General features: G+C 37.7%; 22 protein-coding genes. 6 read left to right on the top strand and 16 right to left on the bottom strand.

Annotated elements, in window-relative coordinates:
* Window positions 1-108 precede the first annotated feature (108 nt).
* Window positions 109-2,925: an isoleucine--tRNA ligase gene (gene ileS / locus PTQ27_RS03005; RefSeq protein WP_273749521.1), complete on the bottom strand. Its 2,817-nt coding sequence runs from the start codon at window positions 2,923-2,925 to the stop codon at window positions 109-111.
* A 38-nt stretch (window positions 2,926-2,963) separates the two neighbouring features.
* Entirely contained in the window at window positions 2,964-3,929 is a 966-nt protein-coding gene (gene ribF / locus PTQ27_RS03000) for a bifunctional riboflavin kinase/FAD synthetase (RefSeq protein WP_273749522.1), read from the bottom strand.
* A gap of 257 nt (window positions 3,930-4,186) precedes the next feature.
* Here ribF and nadR point away from each other — a divergent pair, with 257 nt between their 5' ends.
* From nadR to PTQ27_RS02980, 4 genes are all read left to right on the top strand, one after another.
* The gene (nadR, locus tag PTQ27_RS02995) at window positions 4,187-5,455 is read left to right on the top strand and encodes a multifunctional transcriptional regulator/nicotinamide-nucleotide adenylyltransferase/ribosylnicotinamide kinase NadR (RefSeq protein WP_273749523.1); all 1,269 of its coding nucleotides are present in this window, start codon (window positions 4,187-4,189) and stop codon (window positions 5,453-5,455) included.
* A gap of 25 nt (window positions 5,456-5,480) precedes the next feature.
* Complete coding sequence (locus PTQ27_RS02990; RefSeq protein ID WP_273749524.1) at window positions 5,481-6,173, top strand: metallophosphoesterase family protein; 693 nt, start codon at window positions 5,481-5,483, stop codon at window positions 6,171-6,173.
* A 133-nt stretch (window positions 6,174-6,306) separates the two neighbouring features.
* The gene (gene arcA / locus PTQ27_RS02985) at window positions 6,307-7,023 is read left to right on the top strand and encodes a two-component system response regulator ArcA (protein WP_273749525.1); all 717 of its coding nucleotides are present in this window, start codon (window positions 6,307-6,309) and stop codon (window positions 7,021-7,023) included.
* 17 nt (window positions 7,024-7,040) lie between these two features.
* On the top strand, window positions 7,041-7,556 hold the full coding sequence (locus PTQ27_RS02980) for a porin family protein (RefSeq protein WP_273749526.1): 516 nt from the start codon (window positions 7,041-7,043) through the stop codon (window positions 7,554-7,556).
* 106 nt (window positions 7,557-7,662) lie between these two features.
* Here the strand turns inward: PTQ27_RS02980 and serA are convergent, their stop codons facing one another.
* From serA to tsaA, 9 genes are all read right to left on the bottom strand, one after another.
* Window positions 7,663-8,892, bottom strand: a complete 1,230-nt coding sequence (serA, locus tag PTQ27_RS02975) for a phosphoglycerate dehydrogenase (protein ID WP_273749527.1) — start codon at window positions 8,890-8,892, stop codon at window positions 7,663-7,665.
* Window positions 8,893-8,931: 39 nt separating this feature from the next.
* On the bottom strand, window positions 8,932-9,591 hold the full coding sequence (gene rpiA / locus PTQ27_RS02970) for a ribose-5-phosphate isomerase RpiA (protein WP_273749528.1): 660 nt from the start codon (window positions 9,589-9,591) through the stop codon (window positions 8,932-8,934).
* Between the two features lie 68 nt (window positions 9,592-9,659).
* Window positions 9,660-10,997 (bottom strand): phosphoglucosamine mutase, encoded by a 1,338-nt coding sequence (glmM, locus tag PTQ27_RS02965; RefSeq protein ID WP_273749682.1) that lies wholly within the window; start codon window positions 10,995-10,997, stop codon window positions 9,660-9,662.
* Between the two features lie 21 nt (window positions 10,998-11,018).
* Window positions 11,019-12,548 carry a threonine ammonia-lyase, biosynthetic gene (gene ilvA, locus PTQ27_RS02960; protein ID WP_273749529.1) on the bottom strand — a complete coding sequence of 510 codons (1,530 nt, stop codon included), beginning with the start codon at window positions 12,546-12,548 and terminating at the stop codon, window positions 11,019-11,021.
* 152 nt (window positions 12,549-12,700) lie between these two features.
* Complete coding sequence (slyD, locus tag PTQ27_RS02955; protein ID WP_273749530.1) at window positions 12,701-13,297, bottom strand: peptidylprolyl isomerase; 597 nt, start codon at window positions 13,295-13,297, stop codon at window positions 12,701-12,703.
* A 105-nt stretch (window positions 13,298-13,402) separates the two neighbouring features.
* Window positions 13,403-13,543 (bottom strand): hypothetical protein, encoded by a 141-nt coding sequence (locus PTQ27_RS02950; RefSeq protein WP_273749532.1) that lies wholly within the window; start codon window positions 13,541-13,543, stop codon window positions 13,403-13,405.
* Between the two features lie 63 nt (window positions 13,544-13,606).
* A complete protein-coding gene (gene aqpZ, locus PTQ27_RS02945) occupies window positions 13,607-14,293 on the bottom strand; it encodes an aquaporin Z (RefSeq protein ID WP_273749534.1) in 687 nt (228 codons plus the stop codon).
* Window positions 14,294-14,487: 194 nt separating this feature from the next.
* The gene (locus PTQ27_RS02940; protein ID WP_273749535.1) at window positions 14,488-15,201 is read right to left on the bottom strand and encodes an SIMPL domain-containing protein; all 714 of its coding nucleotides are present in this window, start codon (window positions 15,199-15,201) and stop codon (window positions 14,488-14,490) included.
* Between the two features lie 41 nt (window positions 15,202-15,242).
* Window positions 15,243-16,016, bottom strand: coding sequence for a tRNA (N6-threonylcarbamoyladenosine(37)-N6)-methyltransferase TrmO (gene tsaA, locus PTQ27_RS02935; protein WP_273749536.1), 774 nt, complete (start codon window positions 16,014-16,016; stop codon window positions 15,243-15,245).
* A 59-nt stretch (window positions 16,017-16,075) separates the two neighbouring features.
* Here tsaA and PTQ27_RS02930 point away from each other — a divergent pair, with 59 nt between their 5' ends.
* Window positions 16,076-16,984, top strand: a complete 909-nt coding sequence (locus tag PTQ27_RS02930) for a 1,4-dihydroxy-2-naphthoate polyprenyltransferase (protein WP_273749537.1) — start codon at window positions 16,076-16,078, stop codon at window positions 16,982-16,984.
* A gap of 87 nt (window positions 16,985-17,071) precedes the next feature.
* Here the strand turns inward: PTQ27_RS02930 and PTQ27_RS02925 are convergent, their stop codons facing one another.
* From PTQ27_RS02925 to rpsU, 4 genes are all read right to left on the bottom strand, one after another.
* Window positions 17,072-18,052: a DUF3298 domain-containing protein gene (locus tag PTQ27_RS02925; RefSeq protein WP_273749538.1), complete on the bottom strand. Its 981-nt coding sequence runs from the start codon at window positions 18,050-18,052 to the stop codon at window positions 17,072-17,074.
* A gap of 120 nt (window positions 18,053-18,172) precedes the next feature.
* Window positions 18,173-20,041 (bottom strand): RNA polymerase sigma factor RpoD, encoded by a 1,869-nt coding sequence (gene rpoD, locus PTQ27_RS02920; protein WP_273749539.1) that lies wholly within the window; start codon window positions 20,039-20,041, stop codon window positions 18,173-18,175.
* Window positions 20,042-20,177: 136 nt separating this feature from the next.
* Window positions 20,178-21,935 carry a DNA primase gene (gene dnaG / locus PTQ27_RS02915; RefSeq protein WP_273749540.1) on the bottom strand — a complete coding sequence of 586 codons (1,758 nt, stop codon included), beginning with the start codon at window positions 21,933-21,935 and terminating at the stop codon, window positions 20,178-20,180.
* Between the two features lie 154 nt (window positions 21,936-22,089).
* Entirely contained in the window at window positions 22,090-22,305 is a 216-nt protein-coding gene (gene rpsU / locus PTQ27_RS02910; RefSeq protein WP_005712190.1) for a 30S ribosomal protein S21, read from the bottom strand.
* A gap of 251 nt (window positions 22,306-22,556) precedes the next feature.
* On the opposite strand from rpsU, the gene PTQ27_RS02905 reads away from it, so the two are divergent.
* Window positions 22,557-23,804, top strand: a complete 1,248-nt coding sequence (locus PTQ27_RS02905) for an O-antigen ligase family protein (protein WP_273749541.1) — start codon at window positions 22,557-22,559, stop codon at window positions 23,802-23,804.
* A 55-nt stretch (window positions 23,805-23,859) separates the two neighbouring features.
* On the opposite strand, the gene rfbC is transcribed toward PTQ27_RS02905, so the two are convergent.
* Window positions 23,860-24,402 (bottom strand): dTDP-4-dehydrorhamnose 3,5-epimerase, encoded by a 543-nt coding sequence (gene rfbC, locus PTQ27_RS02900; RefSeq protein WP_273749542.1) that lies wholly within the window; start codon window positions 24,400-24,402, stop codon window positions 23,860-23,862.
* Window positions 24,403-24,411 lie beyond the last annotated feature (9 nt).

Below are 24,411 nucleotides of genomic sequence, written 5' to 3'. Positions count from 1 at the left end.
TAAATACGTTTTCTTTGCTTATATTAAGCTTATTTCGATGCTTTAAATTAAAAGTACCAAGCGGTTAAATTAGTAAAAAATTTTGCAAATTTAACCGCTTGTAAACGATTAGGCAAATGAGCGTTGTTCGCCTTCGCCGGCTACGTTTTCTACACAGCGACCGCAAATTTCTTCGTGCCCTGCGTGCGTGCCGATGTCGGTTGCGAAGTGCCAGCAACGAGGGCATTTTTCGCCTTCTGCACGCTCTACTTTCACCGCAAGTCCGGCTAATTCGCCTTCCTCAACATCTGCTTCTGCAAGCGGTTTGATAATCGCTTGTGAGGTAATTAACACAAAGCGTAATTCGTTACCTAGTTGTTCTAACAATGGGCGAATATCATCATTTGCGTAAACCGTTACTTTCGCTTCTAAGCCGGCACCGATTACTTTATCTTTACGAGCTTGCTCTAACACACGGTTTACTTCCGCACGTACTTTTAAGATTTGTTGCCAGTAAGCATCATCTAGTTTATCTGCTTCTGTTAAGCCAAATAAACCCTCGTAGAATTCTTCGGTAAATACAAATTCACTTCTGCCTTCCACTTTCGGTAAGTATCCCCAAACTTCATCTGCAGTAAATGAAAGGATTGGTGCCATCCAACGCACTAACGCTTCTGCAATATGCCATAATGCGGTTTGGCAACTACGACGTGCAAGGCTGTCTGCTTTGGTTGTATATTGACGGTCTTTGATAATATCTAAGTAGAAAGATCCCATTTCAATCGAGCAGAAACGCATTAAACGCTGAACAACGGTATGGAATTGATAATTATCATAAGCGTCTTTAATTTCATTTTGTGCGTCTAAGGCACAGCTTACCGCCCAGCGATCTAAGGCGATCATCTCTTCTGGTTTAACAAGATCACGTTTCGGATCAAAACCATTTAAGTTCGCTAACAAGAAACGAGCGGTATTGCGGATACGGCGGTAAGATTCGCCAGCACTGTTTAAGATATTGTGCGAAACGGCAATTTCCCCCGTGTAGTCAGTTGAGGCAACCCATAAACGTAGAATATCGGCACCATTTTTGTTCCATACTTCACTTGGCACAATCACATTACCGAGCGATTTAGACATTTTTCTGCCTTTTTCATCTACGGTAAAACCGTGGGTAAGCACTTGCTTATAAGGGGCTTTGCCGTTAGTTGCGGTAGAAAGCATTAGCGATGACATAAACCAACCACGATGTTGGTCTGAGCCTTCTAAATACATATCTGCCGATTGTCCGTTAAATTCAGGGCGTTGCTCTACAACAGAAGAATAAGTTGATCCGGAGTCAAACCATACATCTAATGTATCCGGCACTTTACGGTAATCTTTTGCTTCTTCGCCTAATAATTCTGCCGGGTCTAAATCCCACCACGCTTGAATACCTGATTTTTCAACACGTTTCGCCACTTCTTCAATTAGTTCTAAAGTGCGAGGGTGTAGTTCTTCCGTTTCATTGTGAACGAACATCGCCATTGGCACGCCCCAAGTACGTTGGCGAGAAATACACCAGTCCGGGCGGTTTGCCACCATCGTATCAATACGTGCTTCGCCCCAGCTTGGGATCCAACGAACTGATTTGATTTCGCCTAAAGCCTGCTGACGTAAACCTTGTGTTTCCATTCCGATAAACCATTGTGGTGTTGCACGGAAAATAATTGGTGTTTTGTGTCGCCAGCAGTGTGGGTAACTGTGTTTGATTCGTTCTAATTTCAGTAAAGTGCCTGTTTCTTTTAATTTTTCGAGCACTTTTTCGTTTGATTCAAACACACCTAAACCGGCAAAGAATGGCGTTTCAGCCTTGAATTTACCATCATTTGCCACAAGCCCGGCCATTTCGATATTGTATTTTTTAGCGACAATAAAGTCGTCTTGACCGTGATCTGGTGCGGTATGTACTAAACCTGTCCCGCCTTCAGTGGTCACGTGATCGCCAAGAATTAACGGCACGCTATAGTCATAGAATGGGTGGTTGAATTGCATCAATTCAAGTTGGTCGCCTTTGACTTCGCCCAATACTTCAACAGTCTCTACACCAGCTGCTTTTTGTACGCTTTCCACTAATTCAGCGGCTAAAATAATACGCTCATCGCCAAATTGTAATAATTGGTAGTTAAATTCCGGGTTAATTGAAATCGCTTTATTTGATGGTAACGTCCAAGGGGTTGTAGTCCAAATTACTGCTGAAATGGTGCCGTTTCCTTTACCTTGTGCATTAAATTTCGCTTCAACTTCTGCTGTATTAACCGCATTAAAACGCACATAGATAGAAGGCGAAACTTTATCTTCATATTCAACTTCTGCTTCAGCAAGTGATGATCCGCAATCTAAACACCAGTGAACCGGTTTTGAACCTTTATATAAATGCCCATTTGCAATTACTTTACCAAGGGTGCGGATAATGCTTGCCTCAGTATCAAAATTCATTGTTAAGTAAGGGTTATCCCAATCGCCCAGAATTCCCATACGGATAAAGTCGGCTTTTTGCCCTTCTACTTGCTCTTTAGCGTAGTCACGGCAAGCTTGGCGGAATTTTGCCGCTGAGATTTTTTCATTCGGTTTACCGACAATACCTTCTACTTTTAATTCAATCGGCAAACCGTGGCAGTCCCAACCCGGTACATAAGGGGTATCATAACCAAGAGAAGTCTTAGACTTCATAATAATATCTTTTAAAATTTTATTAACAGCGTGCCCTAAGTGAAGATTACCATTTGCATACGGAGGACCATCGTGCAGGATAAAAGTCTTCTTGCCTTTAGAGGCTGTGCGAATTTTTTGGTAGAGATTTTTATCGTACCAATTTTTTAACATATCGGGCTCACGTTTAGCGAGATCCCCACGCATCGGAAAGCCTGTTTCAGGCAAGTTTAGGGTGTTTTTGTAATCGACTGTCATATTCAATTTTCTCGTAAAAATAATTTATTTATATTCGGTTAATTTTTTGCAAATTGTTTAAAAAATTCGACCGCTTGTTCTCTATCTTTTTCAATCTGTTTTTTTAATTCCTCAAAATGAGGGAATTTAATTTCATTACGGATTTTTTTCAAAAATACGACTTCTATTGCCTCGCCATAAATAGAGGCATTGAAATCAAAAATATGCACTTCCAACAATGGTTTAGTGCCGTTAATTGTCGGGCGGTTCCCAACATTGGCAATCCCATTATAACTACCGTTTTTGGTATTTACTCTAACCGCAAACACACCTTGAATAGGGGTAACTAAACGGTTAAGCATAATATTGGCGGTTGGAAAGCCAATGGTTCGACCAAGCTTATTACCGTGAGCAACACGTCCGTGTATAGAATAAGGTTTACCTAATAACTTCTCAGCTAATGCTAAATTATTATTTTGTAGAGCTTCTCGCACTAAAGAGCTACTAATGCGGGCGTCATTTAAGCTATGAGTATGACTTTCCTCTACTGCAAATCGGTATTTTAGCCCTGCATTGCGTAAAGTGGCAAAATCGCCGCTGCGTTTTGCTCCAAAGCGGAAATCATCGCCCACACTTAAATAACGCACTTTGAGCTGTTTTGCTAATAATTTGGCAATAAATTCGTCTGCTGAAATTTGTGCAAATTTGTCACTAAAACGGACACATAAAACAAAATCGACCCCGGCTTCTGCCAAATATTTCAGTTTATCCCGTAATCGCATTAAACGAGCTGGAGCTGAACAAGCGGTCAAATTCCCACTTTTTTTTGCAAAAAATTCTCGTGGCTGAGGTTCAAAAATCATTACAACAGAGGGTAAATTTAATTCAAGTGATTTATCACATAAACGAGCTAAAATATTTTGATGCCCGATGTGCACACCATCGAAATTCCCAATAGAGAGAACACAGCCTGAATTTAAAGCATCGCATTTAGCTAAATTATGGAAACCTCGAATTAATTGCATATAAAATAGAGACCGTTTTACAGTGAAAATGTTGTGATTATAGCGAGAATTCAATAAAAAAGGAAAAATTTCCGTACATTTTTGCCGTTATCTATATGAAAAATAAGAAGTTCGTCCATTAAATCATCAGAAGCAGAGTAAGAAAATTCATTTTTAAAAAAGAAATATGGCATAAATATTACTTTTAAAGCATAAAGAGATATTCAAGTGCTATATTTTGCTATATGATTGCAGAATAAATTTTTAAGGAAATCATTATGACAGACTTCGCTTATCTTCAACAAAAACGCAAGCAACTTAAACTTAAAGTCAATGATATTTGTGAACAAGCTGGTGTAACACGAGCATACTTCAATCAATTAGTCAGTGGAAAGATTAAAAATCCGAGTGCAAATAAATTAAAAGCATTACATAAAGTATTAAATATTGTAGAAGATAATAATCAGCGTTCTGGTATTATTTTTGGGAAGTTTTACCCCATTCATACGGGTCATATTAATATGATCTATGAAGCCTTTAGTAAAGTAGATGTATTACACGTTGTCGTTTGTACCGATTCTGAAAGAGACTTAAAGCTTTTCCAGCAAAGTAAAATGAAACGGATGCCAACGAATGAAGATCGTCTGCGTTGGGTGCAACAAATTTTTAAATATCAGCAAAAGCAGATCTTTATCCACCATTTAGTCGAAGATGGGATTCCAAGCTACCCAAATGGTTGGGAGGGCTGGTCAAGTCGAGTAAAAGATTTATTTGCAACAAAACATATTAATCCAACTATTGTATTTAGTAGCGAAATTCAAGATAAAGAGCCTTATGAGAAATATTTAGGCTTAGAAGTGCAATTAGTTGATCCTGCTCGAGAATCTTTTAATGTTTCAGCCACGCAAATTCGCAATAACCCATTCCAATATTGGCGGTTTATTCCAAAAGAAGTTCGCCCATTCTTTGTGAAAACTATTGCTATTTTAGGGGGCGAAAGTAGTGGTAAATCGGTACTGGTAAGCAAACTTGCCAATGTGTTTAATACCACTTCAGCCTGGGAATACGGACGTGAATTTGTGTTTGAGCAACTCGGAGGGAATGAGCAGGCTATGCAATATTCCGATTATCCGCAAATGGTGCTAGGGCATCAACGTTATGTTGATTATGCGATGAAGCACGCTCATAAAGTTGCTATTATTGATACTGACTACATTACGACCCAAGCATTTTGCATTCAATATGAAGGAAAAGCACATCCATTCTTGGATTCTATGATTAGAGAATATCCTTTTGATGTCACAATTTTACTCTCAAATAACACCAAATGGGTGGATGATGGGCTGCGAAGCTTGGGTTCTCAGAAACAACGACAACAATTTCAACAACTTTTAAAAAGATTGCTAGAAAAATATCGTATTCCTTATATTGAGATTGAATCACCAAGTTATTTAGACAGATACAATCAAACAAAAGAAGTGGTAGAGGCTATTTTAAATGAAGAGCCAATTCCATTACAATTTAAACAACATAACCTTAATGAGTAAGCATAAAATCTAACGGAAAAATAAAATGATACTTTTTGCAGGTGATCCTCACGGTAGCTACGAGCATCTTTACCCAGTTCTACAACAACAAACTGAGGAAGTGGCATTAGTGATTTTGGGAGATCTCCAATTAACTACCCCTGATGAATTAGACAAACTTTCTAAATATTGTGATATTTGGTTTATTCACGGCAATCACGATAGCAAAACAGTCGCTGCATTTGACTCTATTTGGAATAGTGCTTGGAAAGAACGAAATATCCACGGAAAAGTTGTTGAAATTCAAGGTGTACGCATAGCTGGACTTGGCGGGGTATTTCGTGGTCATATTTGGATGCCGCCAAATCGCCCAATGTTTTTTGATCCAATTCATTTTTGCCAATACTCTTCGCAAGAAAAAATTTGGCGAGGAGGATTGCCACTTAGGCACCGCTCTTCAATTTTTCCATCTGATTTTGAAGCATTAGAAAATGAAACGGCGGATATTTTAATTACTCACGAAGCTCCAAGACCTCACCCACAAGGGTTTTCTGCTATAAATCAATTAGCACAAAAATTAGGGGCAAATAAAATTTTCCACGGGCACCATCACGATAACTTTAGTTATCAAAATATTAATCGAAGCAAAGAGTACGATATTTATAACATTGGCTTTCGTAGCCTTGCAGACATTAATGGCAATTACTTAATTTTTGGTGTGGATGATCGAGAGAAATAACCAAAAATTTGATTGAATTAAATAAATTGTCATTTTTATGCTTTCCATTCCGAAATTTATAAGTAAAATGCGAACAATTTGTAACACAAAAGTTATTAAAAAGAATTTATAAAATATATCAGAGGTTTAAAAGATGAAAACCCCACAAATCTTAATTGTTGAAGATGAGTTAGTCACACGTAATATGCTAAAAAGCATTTTTGAAGGAGAAGGCTATCAAGTATTTGAAGCTTCAAATGGTGCTGATATGCATTCTATCCTTGATGCACAAGAGATCAATCTTGTGATTATGGATATTAATCTCCCCGGTAAAAACGGTTTAATTCTGGCACGAGAAATTCGAGAAAATATGAAACTACCACTAATGTTTTTAACCGGTAGAGATAATGAAATTGACAAAATTCTTGGGTTAGAAATCGGAGCTGATGATTATATCACTAAACCATTTAATCCTCGTGAACTAACTATTCGTGCACGTAATTTATTGCAACGTACAATGAATAAAGAAAAAGCAGTAACGAAAGAACAAGTTGAAGTTGAAAGTTACCGTTTCAATGGCTGGACCTTAGATATTAACAGCCATAGCTTAATTTCACCAGAAGGAGAAATCAATAAACTACCTCGTAGTGAATTTAGAGCATTACTACACTTCTGTGAAAATCCAGGAAAGATCCAAACACGGGAAGACTTATTGAAAAAAATGGCTGGCCGTGAGTTAAAACCACACGATAGAACGGTAGATGTTACTATTCGCCGTATTCGTAAACATTTTGAAGATCATCCAAATACCCCAGAGATTATTGTTACCATTCACGGTGAGGGTTATCGCTTCTGTGGTAATATTGAATAATTAGATAGGAGTTATTTATGAAAAAACTAACACTTGCACTAGCGTGCCTCTTTTCTGTTAATGCATTTGCTGCTCCCGTTGGTAATACCTTTACAGGTGTTGGCGTTGGTGTTGATCTAGCAACGACAAAATATAAAGTTGATGGTGTAAAAGGAAAACAATCTACGGGCCCGGCTTTAATTGTTGATTATGGTATTGAGCAAGGTAATAACTTTGTGGGCATAGTACAAGGTAAAGCTAAAATTGGCAGCACAAAAGTATTTAACGATGTTAAGCAAAAAAATAAATACACTATTGCATACCAACAAGGTTACCGAGTTGGTTCAGATTTACTACCTTATATTAAAGTAGATGCGAGCTCAAGCAAAGTTGGAAATGAAACGTTCCGTGGCTTTGGTTTTGGTGCGGGTGCAAAATATGCTGTTTCTAGTGATATTGAAATTGGTGCAGAATACACAAGAGACAATTTAAAGCGTAGCGGCACCAAACTAAGAGGCAATGTATTCTCGGCGAATGCAGCTTATCGTTTCTAATGATATAGGTAATAGTAAATTTCTTATAAAATTCTACCGCTTGTATGTAAAAATAGCCTAAATGACGTCTTCATTTAGGCTATTTTAGTTTCTATAGCTGATTAAGTTAGTACAACACTCGAGCTCGAATAGTACCTTCAATCGCTTTCAAACTCTGTAATGCACTATCCACATTTTCAGATTCTACATCAATCACAACATAACCAATCGTTGGATCAGTTTGTAAATATTGTGCTGCAATATTCACATTTGAATCCACAAATATTTGGTTAATTTTATTTAAAATCCCTGGGCGGTTTTCGTGAATATGCAATAAGCGTTTTGTTTTGGTATGAATTGGCAATGATACTTCAGGGAAGTTTACCGCTGATAATGTCGAACCATTATCAGAGTATTTCACAAATTTATTAGCCACTTCTGTTCCAATGTTTGCTTGTGCTTCTGAGGTTGAGCCACCAATGTGCGGAGTTAAAATCACATTATCAAACTTACATAATGGTGATACAAAAGGATCATTGATTGACGCAGGTTCTTCTGGGAATACATCAATCGCGGCCCCTCTTAACGAACCTTCTTCTAAGCGACTTGCTAAAGCATCTAAATCGACAACAGTACCACGTGCCGCATTAATTAAAATTGAGCCTTTTTTCATTTGTGCAATACGTTCGGCATTCATTAAATTCTTGGTTGATTCAATTTCAGGCACGTGTAAAGAGATCATATCGCAAGTAGAAAGCAAACTTTCAAGCGTTGGTAATTGCTGTGCGTTACCAAGCGGTAATTTATTTTCCACATCGTAGAAATATACATTCATTCCGATTGCTTCAGCAAGCACGCTTAATTGTGAGCCGATATGGCCGTATCCGACAATCCCTAACTTTTTACCTCGAACTTCATTTGAACCAGCCGCTGATTTATTCCATACCCCACGATGCACCTCTGCATTCGCAGTTGGCACCTGACGCATTAATAAGATCATCTCTGCCAGCACCAATTCCGCAACAGAACGGGTATTTGAGAATGGAGCGTTAAATACCGGAATACCACGTTTTTTAGCCGCCTCTAAATTCACTTGGTTTGTTCCGATACAAAAACAGCCAACCGCAATTAATTTTTGTGCGTGAGCTAACACTTCTTCTGTTAAAAATGTACGAGAACGAATCCCAACAAAGTGTGCATCTTTAATTGCATCAAGTAGCTCTTGACCATCTAATGCTTTTTTATGCACTTCAATGTTAGTATAGCCTGCAGCTTGTAATACATCGATAGCGTTTTGGTGTACGCCCTCAAGCAACAGGAATTTAATCTTTGATTTATCTAAAGAGGTTTTAGCCATCTTTGTGCTCCTAATGATATGTGTGTTTGCAATATAAAATTATTCTAAAATAAGTGCACCATTTGGCGTGCCAACAATGGTTACATTGGCAAAACGCTGTGCAAAAATACCGTTGGTAACGACACCTGCAATATTATTGATAGTATGTTCCATTTTCAATGGTTCCATAATTTTAAAATTATAGACGTCTAAAATCACATTACCATTATCCGTTACCACACCCTCACGGTACTCAGGTGAACCGCCCAGTGCTACTAACTGACGGGCAACATAAGAGCGAGCCATCGGGATCACCTCTACCGGAAGTGGGAAGGTTGAACCTAATACATCGACTTGCTTTGAACTATCTACAATACAAACAAATTTTTTCGCCAGCGAGCTGACAATTTTTTCTCGAGTTAATGCCGCACCGCCACCTTTAATCATCGCACCTTGTGGGGTAATTTCATCGGCACCATCAATATAAACATCTAATTCTGCTACTTCATTTGCATTAAACACTTCAATACCGATAGCACGTAAACGGTCTTCTGACGCTTTCGATGCAGCCACAGCACCTTTAATTTGTTCTTTGATTGAAGCAAGGGCATCAATAAAGCAATTTACGGTTGAACCGCTCCCTACACCTACAATCGTATTTGGTGTCACAAATTTTAATGCAGCCTGTGCTGCAATTTTTTTCATTTCTTGTTGATCCATAATATCCTCCTTTTAAGCAACAAGCGGTTAAATTTTGCAAATTTTTTACAAAAAATAACCGCTTACCATTAATTACGTTTTACCGCTTCGACAATTTCTTCCGCACAGCTTTGTGCAAGTGCTGCGTCTTCACACTCAACCATTACACGAATTAACGGTTCAGTACCAGATTTACGCAGAAGAATTCTACCTTTTCCGGCTAAGCGTTTTTCTACTTCAGCCGCCACTGCTTTTACTTCATCGCTTTCTAATGGATTCTCTGCTCCTTTTTCAAAACGAACATTTAAAAGAACTTGTGGGAATAAAGGTACGGCTTTTGCTAAATCATTTAAGCTTAATTTATGGTTTGCCATTGCGGCTAATACTTGTAATGATGCGACAACACCATCTCCGGTAGTATTTTTATCTAATACGATAATATGCCCTGAATTTTCGCCACCGAGTTTCCAACCTTTCTCTTTAAGTTGCTCTAATACATAGCGGTCGCCAACATTGGCACGAGAGAACGGAATAGCTAACTCTTTTAAGGCTAACTCTAAGCTCATATTACTCATCAATGTACCCACTACACCGCCTTGTAATTTTCCAGAGCGTAGTGCTTCACGAGCTAAAATAAATAGAATTTGGTCACCATCAACTTTATTACCTAAGTGATCGACCATAATTAAACGGTCGCCATCGCCGTCGTAAGCTAAACCGACATCAGCCCCAGCTTCAACGACCACTTTTTGTAAAGATTTAATATCTGTTGCACCACATTTTTCGTTAATGTTTAAACCATCGGGTTTCGTGCCGATTTCGAGCACTTCTGCCCCTAGCTCACGCATTACGTTTGGTGCAATATGGTAAGTTGCACCATTGGCACAATCGACCACAATTTTATAGCCTTCAAGGCTTAATTCTGAAGGGAAAGTGCCTTTACAAAACTCAATATAACGCCCTGCGGCATCGTTGATACGGCTTGCTCGCCCAAGATTTGCCGAATCGACACAATCCATCGGCTGATCTAACATCGCTTCAATCGCTTCTTCAACTTCATCTGGTAATTTTTCCCCTACTGAAGAGAAAAACTTAATGCCGTTATCATAATAAGGGTTGTGAGAGGCTGAAATAACGATTCCTGCTTCTGCACGGAATGTACGAGTTAAATAAGCAATCGCCGGTGTTGGCATTGGGCCGACAAAAACGGCGGATAATCCGGCTGCGGTTAAACCTGCTTCCAAAGCAGATTCCAACATATAGCCAGAAATACGAGTATCTTTACCGATTAAAACTTTTTTGGTTCCTTGCGTTGCCAGCACTTTACCTGCAGCCCAACCTAGTTTTAATGCAAACTCCGGTGTAATCGGAAATTTACCCACTTCGCCACGAACACCGTCCGTACCAAAATATTTACGAGCCATTATAATTCCTTGTTTTATAAAATTTTATTTTAAAAAATATTGATAAGCAGGGCTTTCACTGACATTTTGGAAGCGATAGCCAAGCTGTTCTAAATGTTGATGTAATTCTACTTCATCGCCCTGATTTAATGCAAATGCCGCAAGAATATCGCCGTAATCGGCACCGTGTGCACGGTAGTGGAACAATGAAATATCCCAATTTGTAAGGGTTTGTAAGAATTTTAATAATGCTCCTTTTTGTTCAGGAAATTCAAAACTATATAGTTGTTCATTTTTAATTGAGGAAGCTCTTCCTCCCACCATATAGCGAATATGAGTTTTGGCAATATCATCATCGGATAAATCCGCTACATCATAACCTTGTTGCTGTAACTCTTTGATAATCTCTAATTTTTCTGCTGAACCCTCAATCCGAACCCCAACAAAAATACAAGCTTTTTTATTGTCAGCGTGGCGGTAGTTAAATTCAGTTACCGCTCGATTACCCAACGTCTCACAGAATTTTAAGAAGCTGCCTTTTTGTTCGGCAATGGTAACGGCTAATAATGCTTCCCGTTTTTCCCCTATTTCACAACGTTCTGATACAAAACGTAACGTATGGAAGTTTAAATTTGCCCCAGAAAGCACACAGGCTAAATTTTTGCCTTGTAATTGATGTAGTTTGACATACTTTTTCAAACCGGCTAATGCGGTTGCCCCAGAAGGTTCAGAAATTGCACGCACATTCTCAAAAATAAGCTTCATAGAGGCACAAATTTCATCATTATCTACTAAGATTACATCATCCACATATTGCTGACAGAGGCGGAAAGTTTCATCTCCAATACGTTTTACCGCAATCCCATCGGCAAATAATCCAACACGTTCTAAATCTGTTGGTTGCCCTTGCTTTAATGCGTGGTAAAGGCAAGCGGAATCTTTGGATTCTACTCCAATCACTTTAATATTCGGCATTACTTGTTTAATTAATACGGCAATACCAGCAATTAAACCGCCGCCCCCGACAGGCACAAAAACATAATCTAAATCAGATTTTTGTTGAATTAATTCCAACCCAATCGTACCTTGCCCTGCAATCACAGCTGGGCTATCAAATGGGTGAATAAAGGTCATTCCTAATTCATAAGAAAGGGAAATTGCTTTAGCTTTCGCTTCATCAAAATTTGCACCATAAAGTAATACTTCGCCACCAAATCCACGCACTGCATCAACTTTGATTGTAGGGGTATTTTGAGGCATTACAATTAACGCTTTTAATCCTAAATGTTTGGCAGAAAGAGCCACACCTTGAGCGTGGTTCCCCGCAGAAGCTGCGATCACCCCAGCTTGTTTTTGTTCTTCCGATAAATTGGAAATCATCGCAAAAGCACCACGCAGTTTAAAACTGTGTACTGGCTGACGATCTTCACGTTTAATAAAAATTTGATTTTCTAAACGTTCAGAGAGTTTTTCCATTTTTTGTAAGGGAGTAACTTGTGCTAAATCATAGATATTTGAACTGAGAATGGCACGCAGATAGTCAATATTTGATAAGGTTTGCTTAGTTTCACTCATAGTTTGAAAGGTTGTGTTATTTTGTTATTTTTAAAGACATTGGTAAATTTTCAGGTAAATTTAACCGCTTGTTTGACTATTTATCAATGGCTTTGAAATAAAGTAAATAGTTAAATTCCCCCTTCCATAAGGGAAGAGGGAATATTGTGAAATTAGTGATGACCACCGCAACCACAGCCACCGTGGTTGTGATGATGCTCGTGATCGTGTCCGTGACCACCACAACAACCTTCGTGATCGTGATGGTGATCGTGTCCACCACAACCACAACCGCCGTGTTCGTGCCCACCGTGAACGTGTCCGTGAGCGATTTCGTCAGCAGTTGCTTCACGCACGCTAACCACTTCTACTGAGAATAATAATTCCTGACCAGCTAACATATGGTTACCATCAACAACCACTTCATCACCATCTACTTCTGTAATAACAACCGGTAACGGGCCTAAATCAGTATCCGCAATAAAACGCATACCTACTTCCAACTCATCAACACCCATAAACACATCTTTTGGTACACGTTGAACCATATTGTCGTTATATTCGCCATAGCCTTCTTCTGGTTTTACACGTACTTCAAATACTTCGCCAACTGCTTTACCTTCAAGGGCTTTCTCTAAACCTTCTACTAGATTATTATGACCGTGTAAGTATTCTAACGGTTGATTTACCGGTGCTTCATCAACTAATACACCATCTTGGGTACGAACTTGATAAGCAATACTTGGCACTAAGTCTTTTGTAATTTTCATATTGAATCCTTTATTCACATTGTTTTACTAAAAATAACGAGTCATTGTAACGCTTTATTTTATATTTGCAATCGCTCGACGAATTTTAACCGCTTGTGTCATAAGTTAATCAATAATATCAGGAGTAACTGCATCTACAACATTGACAGCGGTGCCGACTACACCGCTTACAACAGATGTAACTAAGCAGCCACTTAGCACAAAAGAAATTGAAATAATACTGAGTATTTTTACTAAATTTCTCATTCTCGATCCTCAAAACAAAAATGCAGCCCTAAGTAGAGGACTGCATTAAAAAATAGCTAAAGATTATTTTTCTTCCGCAATAAAGCGATATGCGACTGCACCAATGATCGCCCCAACAATAGGAGCAACCCAGAACAACCATAATTGTTCAATCGCCCAACTACCTTGGAATAATGCAACGCCTGTTGAACGTGCTGGGTTTACAGAAGTATTAGTTACAGGAATACTAATTAAGTGGATTAACGTTAACGCTAAACCAATAGCAATAGGAGCAAAACCTGCAGGAGCACGTTTATCTGTCGCCCCCATAATGATAATTAAGAAAAATGCAGTTAAAACAACTTCAATTAATAATGCAGCCATTAAGCTATAACCGTGTGGAGAGTGTTCTGCATAGCCATTACTTGCAAAACCTGCTGTTACATCAAATGTAGGGATACCTGATGCAATAGTATATAGCACAGCACCTGCTGCAATCGCACCAATAACTTGTGCAACAATGTAAGGTAATAAATCTTTTGAGTTAAAACGGCCACCTACAAGTAAACCAATAGAAACCGCAGGGTTAAAATGCCCGCCAGAAATATGACCAACAGCATATGCCATTGTTAATACGGTTAAACCAAAGGCTAGTGAAACACCGGCATAACCAATTCCTAATTCAGGAATACCTGCTGCTAATACTGCACTACCACAGCCGCCGAATACTAACCAAAATGTGCCGAAAAACTCAGCGAAATATTTTTTCATTTTTTGTTTCCTATTTTAATTAAGATAAAACACAGTGTGTTTTCTACTTTCTCTATGCTATAAACATAGCAAAATAAAAATATGGGTACTTTAGAAACAATACCCATATTTCTATACCTGTAGTATAAACCTTTGTTTGTTGCTAAATAAGCATACATACAAATCTATACATTTCTATACAAATCTATACAAATCTATTCAAATTCCACATTGCCTGAAGCTGAGGCCGAAATAACCGTTTTTCCAGCTTCTAAAGGAAACTCTTCCATTTTTTGCCCGGCAGAACGCTCCATAGATGCTGCAGAATACATTACTGTATTACCGAAATAAGAAGAGCCATCATTAGGTGTCTCAATATTGATATTGCTTAACTTATAATTTTTAGCGGCTAAGCCTTTTTGGATAATATCCGCTTTATGTTGGAATTTACGAATGATCTCTAATGTCATTTCATCTTCTAATTCCGCCAATTTTTCTGGCGAAACACTGAAATTAATGTAGCTTATTGCAACGTCTTTACCTAAATTTTCCAATACTTTTGCCATTGATTCAAAATCCTTGCTTTTTAGGTTAATGCGTCCAATCGCTTCCCAACCTTCAATATTATTGCCTTTCGTATTGTAAATTGCTCGATTGCTCATTCCCTCTGTTTGTATTTCAATAGAAGGATATTTTTTCGCCTCTTCTACTACTTGATTTAAAGTTAATGAAACCCCTTTTTTTAAATCAATCAATGACTTTCCTGACTTTTGACTATATACACTTGCGTGCATTAAATCTTTATCTACTGTTCGTGTAACCTTTGTTGAAAAGTTAAAAGTTGATGGTTTAGTTTGATGAGTATCTGCTATAACCGTTGCGGTTGCCACGGCAAAAGGTATGATAGTTAAAAGATATGTTAATTTCATATAAGGTTATCCTAAAAGAATAAATGTACTGCTTTGATACACTAAAATGAAGAAAGTTCCGTTGCAAGAATAGAAAGCACTTTTGCATATTCTGTTTTTGTGTTCTCTGCGTATTTAACCTGCCACCGAATATTATAACCTGCTAAATTCATTCCATAGATTCTCTCTGAAGCTTTCCCTTGTTGATAGGCAGGTCTAGGGTCTTGTTGAATAATTTCCGTAATAAAAGTAAGTGGTTGCTCAATACCAAATTTTGCAAAATTTTGGCAAAACTCAACCGCTTGTTTAGCCTCTTCACTAAAGCTTACTTCCAACTTTGCTTCTGGCTTATGTTGAGCAAAACCAGAAATGGCATTGGGTTCACTATCTGCATAAGCAATATAAGGTTTAATATCAAAAATGGGGGTGCCATTAACTAGATCGACACTACCTAATTTTAAAAATACCTCGCCATTTTCCACTTCAACGGATTCTAATTTTACTTTAGATAAACCAAGTGGATTTGGGCGATGAGTCGCTCGACTTGCAAAGACACCAACACGCTCATTCCCACCTAGACGAGGGGGTCTTACCGTTGCGTGCCACTCTCTTTTTGGAATATGATGAAAGTGAAAAATTAACCAAATATGGCTAAATTGTGATAATCCTCGTACTGCATCTGCCGTATTGTAAGGTGGAATTAAACGTAAAACCCCCTTACCTTCTGCAACTAAGTTGGGCTGGCGAGGCACAGAAAATTTTTCATCATAAGGGCTTTCAATAACCCCGATTGGCGTTAATTGAATCGGTTCTAATTGTATTGAGGTAGAGTTCATTTGTGTTTTTTTCTGATAAAATAAAAGAGGTTATCGATATTTTAAATGAAATCTATTTTATGAACAAAAATTCTCTTTTTTCTATTTGGTTTAGTACCGCTCGCCCAAAAACATTACCTTTGGCATTAGCCTCTATTATTGTGGGATCTGCACTTGCTCATTGGGCTGGAAAGTTCGACTTTATCACAACCTTGCTTGCCTTTATCACTACCATTTTATTGCAAGTATTATCCAACTTTGCCAACGATTATGGCGATCATATAAAAGGCTCAGACACTAAAGAGCGTATCGGCCCCTTACGAGCCATTCAACACGGAGCGATTAACGGCGAGCAATTAAAAAAAGCGGTGATTTTGTTAAGCCTTCTCTCTTTCGCATCAGGGGTTGCATTAAGTGCCTATGCTTATGAAACTATTCAAGATCTGTTTTTCTTTATCGGGCTTGGTGTGGTTTCTATTATTGCTGCTATTACCTATACCGTCGGCAAAAAAGCTTATGGTTATTTGGGATTAGGCGATTTATTTGTTCTTATCTTCTTTGGCTTTGTTGCAGTTATTGGGGTATTTTATTTACAAGCTCATACTGTACCGACAATAATTTTCCTGCCTGCTTTCGGTTGTGGGCTACTTTCTGTTGCAGTGCTAAACATCAATAATTTAAGAGATATTAACCAAGATAGAGAGGCAGGGAAAAACACGCTCATCGTGCGAATTGGGAGTGAAAATGGACGAAAATATCACGTAGCACTTCTAGTGCTAGCGGTTATTTCTTATCTGATTTTTGCTATTTCTGAATTTCAGCATTGGTATAGCTTTGTTTTTCTTCTCGCTATTCCATTATTGGTTAAACACGCTCGTTTTGTCTATTTACATAAAGATCCAAAAGAACTTTATCCTATTTTAGGGCAAATGGCCGGCTTAGCATTGATTACAAACTTACTCTTTAGCTTAGGTATTATTCTGGGCTAATTTGCAAAAACCAGAAAAAAATGGCCCGCTTGTTATAAACTCAAGCGGGCTATTTTTTATAATTATTTACACTATAGCTTTATTTTCTTACTCATCCTCATAAAAACCATCTTTTTCAGTACGTTGATAATCAGGATTTAGTAACTGGTTTACCTCAAACCAGCCTGCCTCTACTTCAACATCCCCTTCAGCATAAGGCCCTAATTCATAAGGTGGATAGACAAAAGTTATTCCCGATAGCGAGAAATAAAATTCCGGAGAGAGACGAAAATCTTCTTTTTTCGCAAAACCGTTATATTTCCCATTTTCACCTAAGCGGTTCATTCTATAATTTTTCCACAGAATTGCTTTTAACTTTTCTTGATTTTGCGGACTTATTAACTCATTTAAATCAATCAACACTTCTTTATCTAAATTCACATTAATATATTGCGTATAGTGCAGGCCGTGAGCTCCACCACCATAGGTATAAAACTGCATCGTAAAAGTGGCAATATTGTTACGTTGCCCAATAAATTGGCTACTTATGCTATCTTCATACCCAATAACGGGCTCTTCTTTTACATTCTCAATCATCATTTGGTAAACATTTTCTCGATGAGTACGAAAGGCTTTTTCAGTAAACTCTTGAGAAACATTTTTTTGCTCTTCAGGGACTGAATATGCTTCTTTTATCAGTAATGAATTTAACCACGCTAAATTTGTTCTCGGGATTACTACCATTGATGCAATTTCAGACTCTTCTCGACCAAATTCATCATTAGGATCAACTTCGTGTTTAATAATTTCTTGTTTATCAAACAGCTTAACCATTTCGACTTGTAACGGAACAGCTTGTTTTGCTTTATCCAATTCGCTTTTTAACGCTTCATTTTCTGCTTTTAGATCAGCCAAAGTAGTCAATTCAGCCGATTGTTTTTCCAAATCTAACTTTACTGCCTTCAATTCATTACCTAATTGAGTAATTGTTTTTTCCGCATTTTGTAATTTTTGCGTATTCTCCTGATCTTCACAACCAGTTATAGCAATACTTGCTACAACTAACAGTGCTAACAATGATTTTTTCATATGGGATCCTTTTATATAAACTTGTTACTGATAATAACAAGTAAAAAATAAGAGAAAATAGACCGCTTACAACGGTTTGAATAAAAAAATCCCCCATACCGCAGGGTATAGGGGAGATAATTAGTCATCTAAGAAACTGCGTAATGTTTCTGAACGGCTTGGGTGGCGAAGTTTGCGTAAGGCTTTTGCTTCAATCTGACGAATACGTTCACGAGTTACATCAAATTGTTTACCCACTTCTTCAAGGGTGTGGTCGGTATTCATATCAATACCAAAACGCATACGTAATACTTTAGCTTCACGTGGGGTTAAGCCTTCAAGCACCTCATTCGTTGCCATACGTAAACTTTCTGCCGTTGCAGAATCTAATGGTAACTCAAGACTTTCATCTTGAATGAAATCACCTAAATGTGAATCATCGTCATCGCCAATCGGGGTTTCCATTGAAATTGGCTCTTTGGCAATTTTTAATACCTTGCGAATTTTATCTTCAGGCATTCCCATACGTTCTGCTAATTCTTCCGGTGTAGCCTCACGCCCCATTTCTTGTAAACATTGGCGAGAAATGCGGTTAAGTTTATTAATCGTTTCAATCATATGCACCGGAATACGGATTGTGCGAGCTTGGTCAGCGATTGAACGTGTAATTGCTTGACGAATCCACCAAGTTGCATAAGTCGAGAATTTATAACCACGGCGATATTCAAACTTATCTACCGCTTTCATTAAACCGATGTTACCTTCTTGAATTAAATCTAAGAATTGCAAACCACGGTTGGTGTATTTTTTCGCAATAGAGATAACTAAACGTAAGTTTGCTTCAACCATCTCTTTTTTCGCACGGCGAGCCTTTAATTCACCATTTGCGATACGTCCGCCAATTTCACGAATTTGAGCAATCGTTAAACCTGAGCTTTGCTCTAAACTTTGTAAATTAGCAATATTGGCACGAATGTTATCAATGTAATTGGCTAACTTAGGCGCACCATTTTTCTTTGCATTAATTGCTTTTTCAATCCAAGCTTCGCTTAATTCGTGGCCTTGGAAAGCTTTCAAGAAATCCGTTTTCTTCATACCTGCATATTCAACGGCATAACGCTGAATTTGGCGTTCTTCACGGCGTACTTTTTTCATTAGTGATTGCATTGACTCAACCAATAAATCAAATTGTTTTGGCACTAAACGGAATTCTTGGAAAATTGTAGAGAGAATTTCAATTTGCTCTTTTGATTTTTTACTAGTACGTCCGTGTTTTTGAATTACTAGTAATACTTTTTCGTGCTGACTACGTAATGCTTCAAATTTTTCACGAGCAACTTCAGGGTCGATTGAACTATCATCACTATTATCTGAACTGCTGTCATTATCTTCATCTTCGTCTTCATCATCAGAAACATCTGCACTATCTGATTCTTCGTCATCAATATCCACATCTAATTCTTCGCCAGAAGCTTCTTCAGATGCATTTGGATCAACAAACGCCGTTACCAAATCAGAAAGACGCATTTCCCCATTTTCAACCTGAGCGTAACAACTTAAAAGCCCTGATAATGCCTCTGGATATTCTGCGATGGCACATTGAACTTCATTAATACCGTCTTCAATACGTTTTGCAATATCAATCTCGCCTTCACGAGTTAAAAGCTCAACAGTTCCCATTTCACGCATATACATACGCACAGGGTCAGTTGTTCGTCCTAATTCTGATTCCACGGTAGAAAGCACTTTTGTTGCTTCCTCAACCACATCTTCATCAGCAATATTTTCAGCTAACATTAAGTCATCTGTATCTGGAGCAACTTCTAATACCTTGATCCCCATATCGTTGATCATTTGGATAATATCTTCAATTTGCTCTGCATCTACAAGATCTTCTGGCAGGTGGTCGTGAACCTCAGAAATTGTTAAATAACCTTGTTCACGCCCTTGAGCGATCAGAAGCTGTAATTGAGATTGCTGTTCTAATTGTTGATCTGCTTGGTTTTCCATAGTTTATCCATTTATTATGCGAGCAAAAATAGTAGTGGATTATACCATTAAATTCCTGCTTGCTAGGTAAATTTGCAAAAAATTTATGATTTTATTAAATGTCAGGAATCGAATGATTCATTATAGTACACATCAATTACTGAAACATTAAAAGTGCATATTCTTTCTTCTCTTCTGCAGTTAAGCCAACTGTTCTATCTTTAGCAATAAGTTCAGCCTTACGTAACTCTACTAATTTTGCATAAAGAAAATCAAGTGTTTCAATAAAAGTCGTCTCTATATTTTCAGGCAACACTAAGTGTTCCCAATTTGCTAAAGCCTCAATGATATTATATTGGGGATGCTCACGATAATGTTCAAGTAGCCCCCCCATACTTATACCTGTATTTTGCTGACAATTTGCGACTAGATCCGTTAATAAGTCAAAACCTGGTTCTTTTAGGGCTTGTAAGGTTTGAAGTGCGGAAATATCTGGCACAAATTTGACTAAATAGGGGTTTTGCAGTAAAAGAGCAATTAATAATCGCATTGGTGTGCGTTTGATCTTAACCCTTTGATACACTGGGGCCTCATTTACTTTTTTATTAGGTAGCATTGCTTCAAGCTGAGTCGGATCTAACACTCCCAGTTTTTGCCCTAAAATATTGCGTAAATAAACACGTAGCATTTCACCGGGAATACGATTGATTAACGGTACAGCCAAAGCTGCCAGTTTCGACTTACCTTCTTTAGAAGAAAGATCAACACCAGCTAACAAACTATCAAAAAGAAAATCACTCAGTGATTTGGCATTTTCTACAATATATTGCTCAAACCCATCCTTGCCTTGAGAACGTACAAAAGTATCAGGATCTTCACCATCAGGTAAAAAGATAAATTTAAGTTGGCGACCATCATGCAAATAAGGCAGTGCATTTTCTAATGCCCGCCAAGCCGCATCTCGCCCAGCTCTATCGCCATCATAGCAACAGATGATTTGCTCCGTGCAACGGAACATTTGTTGGATTTGCTCCCCTGTAGTTGCCGTACCTAGTGATGCCACCGCATTATTTACCCCAAATTGGGCTAATGCAACTACGTCCATATAACCTTCAACCACAAATAGATAATCAGGGTTTTCGTTAAGTTGTAAGGTTTGATACAGACCGTATAGTTCGCTCCCTTTATGATAAATCACGGTTTCAGGCGAGTTCATATATTTCGCCCCTTGATCATCATTTGGCAGAACACGTCCGCCAAAAGCAATCACTCGCCCACGTTTATCACGAATTGGGAACATAATACGGTTGCGAAATTTATCATAAATTCGACCGCTATCATTTTTGGTTAATACACCGGTATCTAATAATTTTTGAATATCTTCTTGTGATTGCCCAAAGGCTCTTAGAGTTGAGTCAAATGCATTAGGAGCAAAGCCAATTTCAAAACGCTCAATAACCTCTGTTGAAAGCCCCCGCTCTTGCAAATAACTCTGTGCAGGAATTTGATGAGCTAAATTCTGTTGATAAAACTTGGCAACCGCAGCCATCAACTCATATAAATTACGTTTTGTTTTATAACTTGCTTGAGGCTTTCCATCACGATTAACTACATTTTCTCTTGGCACTTCCAAACCGTGCATTGCTGCAAGCTCTTCTATTGCTTCTGGGAATTCAAGCTTATCGTAATCCATTAAAAAGCTAATTACATTACCGTGCACACCACAACCAAAACAGTGGTAAAACTGCTTAGATTGGCTAACTGAAAAAGAAGGTGTTTTTTCGTGATGGAAAGGACAACAGGCTTGGTAATCTCGCCCTGCCTTTTTGAGCTTAACTCGACTGTTGATAACTTCAACAATATCGGTACGAGCGATCAGATCATCAATAAATGAACGTGGAATCATACCTTTCATTGATTTCCTCCTGCTCTTTGGGGTTACGCAAGCGGTCGGATTTTTGCAAAATTTTACAAAAAAGTAACCGCTTGAAATAGGGGATAAAAACACCAAAACCGTGAGTCTGAAGGAATCACGGTTTCGATATATTTTTGCTAATTAGAGTCTCTAATTAGTATAAACGTGTGTTACGTGCGTTCTCACGGAAGTTACGTTTAGCGTGACGTTTCGCTAAAGATGCTTTCTCACGTTTACGGATTGTAGTTGGCTTTTCGTAGAATTCACGTGCACGAACTTCTGCTAATAAACCTGCTTTTTCGCAAGAGCGTTTGAAACGACGTAATGCTACGTCAAATGATTCATTTTCACGAACTTTAATTACTGGCATATGCCATCACCTCAGAAAAATATGATTAAATAAAACCGCTCACAATTTTGGCGGCATAGAACAAAAAAGGTAGTGCATTTTACCCTAACAAAAAAACAAAGTAAAGAGCAGATTAACGCCTAAAACCCAAAGTTCGTTAAGTAGAAATCGCACTTAGTAATATTCTACTTTACCTTTAAAAAGAGATAGCTAGACATACGATGATTAGCTAGAATAAACAAAATTCACCTGATTATTTTTAGGATAAATTAATGTTACTCAATTTCAAGAAAATAGAAAAAGCACACATTGTTTTTTTCTGCAACCTACTTATTGCTACCTTTTTTGTTACGGTACTTAGCTTTAAAAAAGGTTACAGCTATATTCCTATGGCACTAGGCATTATTGCAACCTTAACCTTTCTGTTTTACCGTTTTAAACTCAAAGTAAAATGGCAATTAGACAAAGAAGATAAGTATTTTATTTTCTCACTAATTGCTTATTTTTTAACGTTTGTTATGTCTGCCATTTTTAATGGCGATGGCTTCCGAGAAATTGATAACCCAAGCAGAATTTTACTGCTTATTCCTCTAATTTTCTTTTTTAACCTTTACCCTATAAAGAAAACAACTATTTTCCACTTTATTCCTATTGGGGCATTTATGGTGGGGGGCTTGGCTATTTACCAGAAGTTCGTGATGAAATTGCCGAAGCCTTTTCCTGAAACAATGCATATTCAAGCAGGCAATATTTCTATACTATTAGGCTTATTAAGCATTGCTATTGCTTTTTACTGGTTTTCTGAGAAGAAAAATAAAATAGGTATTTTATATATCGTATTTGCAGCCTTTGGACTACTCGCTAGTATATTAACAGGAGCAAGAGGTGGTTGGATTGCTTTCCCCGCTTGTTTCTTACTAATTTTCTTTTTTAATTTTAAAGTTATTAATAAGAAAATTATTTATTTTAGTACCTTATTATTAGCAGTTTCACTCTCATTATTTATCTATAAACCTGAGTTTGGTATTCAGAAACGATACAAAGAAGCAGAAAGAGATGTTATACATTATATTGAAAAAGGTAATAAAAATACCTCTCTTGGGGCTCGCTTTGATATGTGGGAAAATGCACTTATTGCAATTAGTGAGAAACCACTATTAGGTCATGGTAGTCGAGGCTATGAGAAATTTAAAAAGAAACAAGTTGAATCTAATCAAATGGCTAAAACTACTTTAGGATATAACAGTCTCCATAATCAATATTTAGAATCTTTTGTGAAAAGAGGAATTTTAGGATTTATTGCATTATTAGCAATTCTTATTACGCCATTTCTTATTTTCATAAAAAGGCTAAAAACAAATGATACAGCAATAAAATGCATTGCTATACTAGGTATTATTCATATTATATCGCATTCATTCTTTTTCTTAAGCCAATCATCTTTAGCTCATAATTCTGGCTCATTATTCTATTTCTTTGTACTAGTTGTAGTATACTATTTGATTAAAAAGAAAGAATAAAAATCACACATATAAAATAAGGCAGATAATTTCTGCCTTACTACTATTTTAACTTCTATTTAAATGTGATTGCATCCTTTAAAGTCTTACCAGCTAAATCTTTTACAGATAAACTAGGCTCTCCATCAAGCTGCCAATCAACCGCAACTGTCGGATCATTCCAAATCAGCGAATGTTCTGCTTTTGGGTTATAGTAATCAGTACATTTATACACAAATTCAGCTTCGTTGCTTAACACATAAAAACCGTGGGCAAAACCTTCGGGAACCCAGAGCTGACGTTTGTTTTCAGCCGATAAAATTTCCCCAATCCATTGTCCAAAAGTTGTCGAACTTTTGCGTAAATCCACAGCGACATCAAAAACTGCACCACTAACTACTCTGACTAACTTACCTTGGGTATTTTCAGTTTGATAATGTAAACCTCTTAAAACACCTTTGGTCGATTTGGAATGATTTTCCTGTACAAAGGTACGCTCTGCAATATTGGCTTTAAACCACTCATCACGGAACGTTTCCATAAAAAAACCACGCTCATCACCGAATACTGTCGGTTCTAATAATTTTACATCCGGTATTTTGGTTTCAATAATGTTCATTTTTATTTC

Source organism: Mannheimia cairinae (genome assembly GCF_028649535.1).
Classification (GTDB): Bacteria; Pseudomonadota; Gammaproteobacteria; order Enterobacterales; family Pasteurellaceae; genus Mannheimia; species Mannheimia cairinae.
This window is presented reverse-complemented; position numbering and strand designations above follow the sequence as displayed.

What these genes read in the sequence shown, in the direction of transcription:
- PTQ27_RS02950 (WP_273749532.1), bottom strand. Translation starts at nt 13,543, where the DNA reads ATGAGAAATTTAGTAAAAATACTCAGTATTATTTCAATTTCTTTTGTG.
- ileS (WP_273749521.1), bottom strand. Translation starts at nt 2,925, where the DNA reads ATGACAGTCGATTACAAAAACACCCTAAACTTGCCTGAAACAGGCTTT.
- rpsU (WP_005712190.1), bottom strand. Translation starts at nt 22,305, where the DNA reads ATGCCAGTAATTAAAGTTCGTGAAAATGAATCATTTGACGTAGCATTA.
- serA (WP_273749527.1), bottom strand. Translation starts at nt 8,892, where the DNA reads ATGGCTAAAACCTCTTTAGATAAATCAAAGATTAAATTCCTGTTGCTT.
- PTQ27_RS02940 (WP_273749535.1), bottom strand. Translation starts at nt 15,201, where the DNA reads ATGAAATTAACATATCTTTTAACTATCATACCTTTTGCCGTGGCAACC.
- rpiA (WP_273749528.1), bottom strand. Translation starts at nt 9,591, where the DNA reads ATGGATCAACAAGAAATGAAAAAAATTGCAGCACAGGCTGCATTAAAA.
- PTQ27_RS02905 (WP_273749541.1), top strand. Translation starts at nt 22,557, where the DNA reads ATGTTACTCAATTTCAAGAAAATAGAAAAAGCACACATTGTTTTTTTC.
- tsaA (WP_273749536.1), bottom strand. Translation starts at nt 16,016, where the DNA reads ATGAACTCTACCTCAATACAATTAGAACCGATTCAATTAACGCCAATC.
- rfbC (WP_273749542.1), bottom strand. Translation starts at nt 24,402, where the DNA reads ATGAACATTATTGAAACCAAAATACCGGATGTAAAATTATTAGAACCG.
- nadR (WP_273749523.1), top strand. Translation starts at nt 4,187, where the DNA reads ATGACAGACTTCGCTTATCTTCAACAAAAACGCAAGCAACTTAAACTT.
- PTQ27_RS02990 (WP_273749524.1), top strand. Translation starts at nt 5,481, where the DNA reads ATGATACTTTTTGCAGGTGATCCTCACGGTAGCTACGAGCATCTTTAC.
- ribF (WP_273749522.1), bottom strand. Translation starts at nt 3,929, where the DNA reads ATGCAATTAATTCGAGGTTTCCATAATTTAGCTAAATGCGATGCTTTA.
- PTQ27_RS02930 (WP_273749537.1), top strand. Translation starts at nt 16,076, where the DNA reads ATGAACAAAAATTCTCTTTTTTCTATTTGGTTTAGTACCGCTCGCCCA.
- slyD (WP_273749530.1), bottom strand. Translation starts at nt 13,297, where the DNA reads ATGAAAATTACAAAAGACTTAGTGCCAAGTATTGCTTATCAAGTTCGT.
- PTQ27_RS02925 (WP_273749538.1), bottom strand. Translation starts at nt 18,052, where the DNA reads ATGAAAAAATCATTGTTAGCACTGTTAGTTGTAGCAAGTATTGCTATA.
- dnaG (WP_273749540.1), bottom strand. Translation starts at nt 21,935, where the DNA reads ATGAAAGGTATGATTCCACGTTCATTTATTGATGATCTGATCGCTCGT.
- ilvA (WP_273749529.1), bottom strand. Translation starts at nt 12,548, where the DNA reads ATGAGTGAAACTAAGCAAACCTTATCAAATATTGACTATCTGCGTGCC.
- PTQ27_RS02980 (WP_273749526.1), top strand. Translation starts at nt 7,041, where the DNA reads ATGAAAAAACTAACACTTGCACTAGCGTGCCTCTTTTCTGTTAATGCA.
- aqpZ (WP_273749534.1), bottom strand. Translation starts at nt 14,293, where the DNA reads ATGAAAAAATATTTCGCTGAGTTTTTCGGCACATTTTGGTTAGTATTC.
- arcA (WP_273749525.1), top strand. Translation starts at nt 6,307, where the DNA reads ATGAAAACCCCACAAATCTTAATTGTTGAAGATGAGTTAGTCACACGT.
- rpoD (WP_273749539.1), bottom strand. Translation starts at nt 20,041, where the DNA reads ATGGAAAACCAAGCAGATCAACAATTAGAACAGCAATCTCAATTACAG.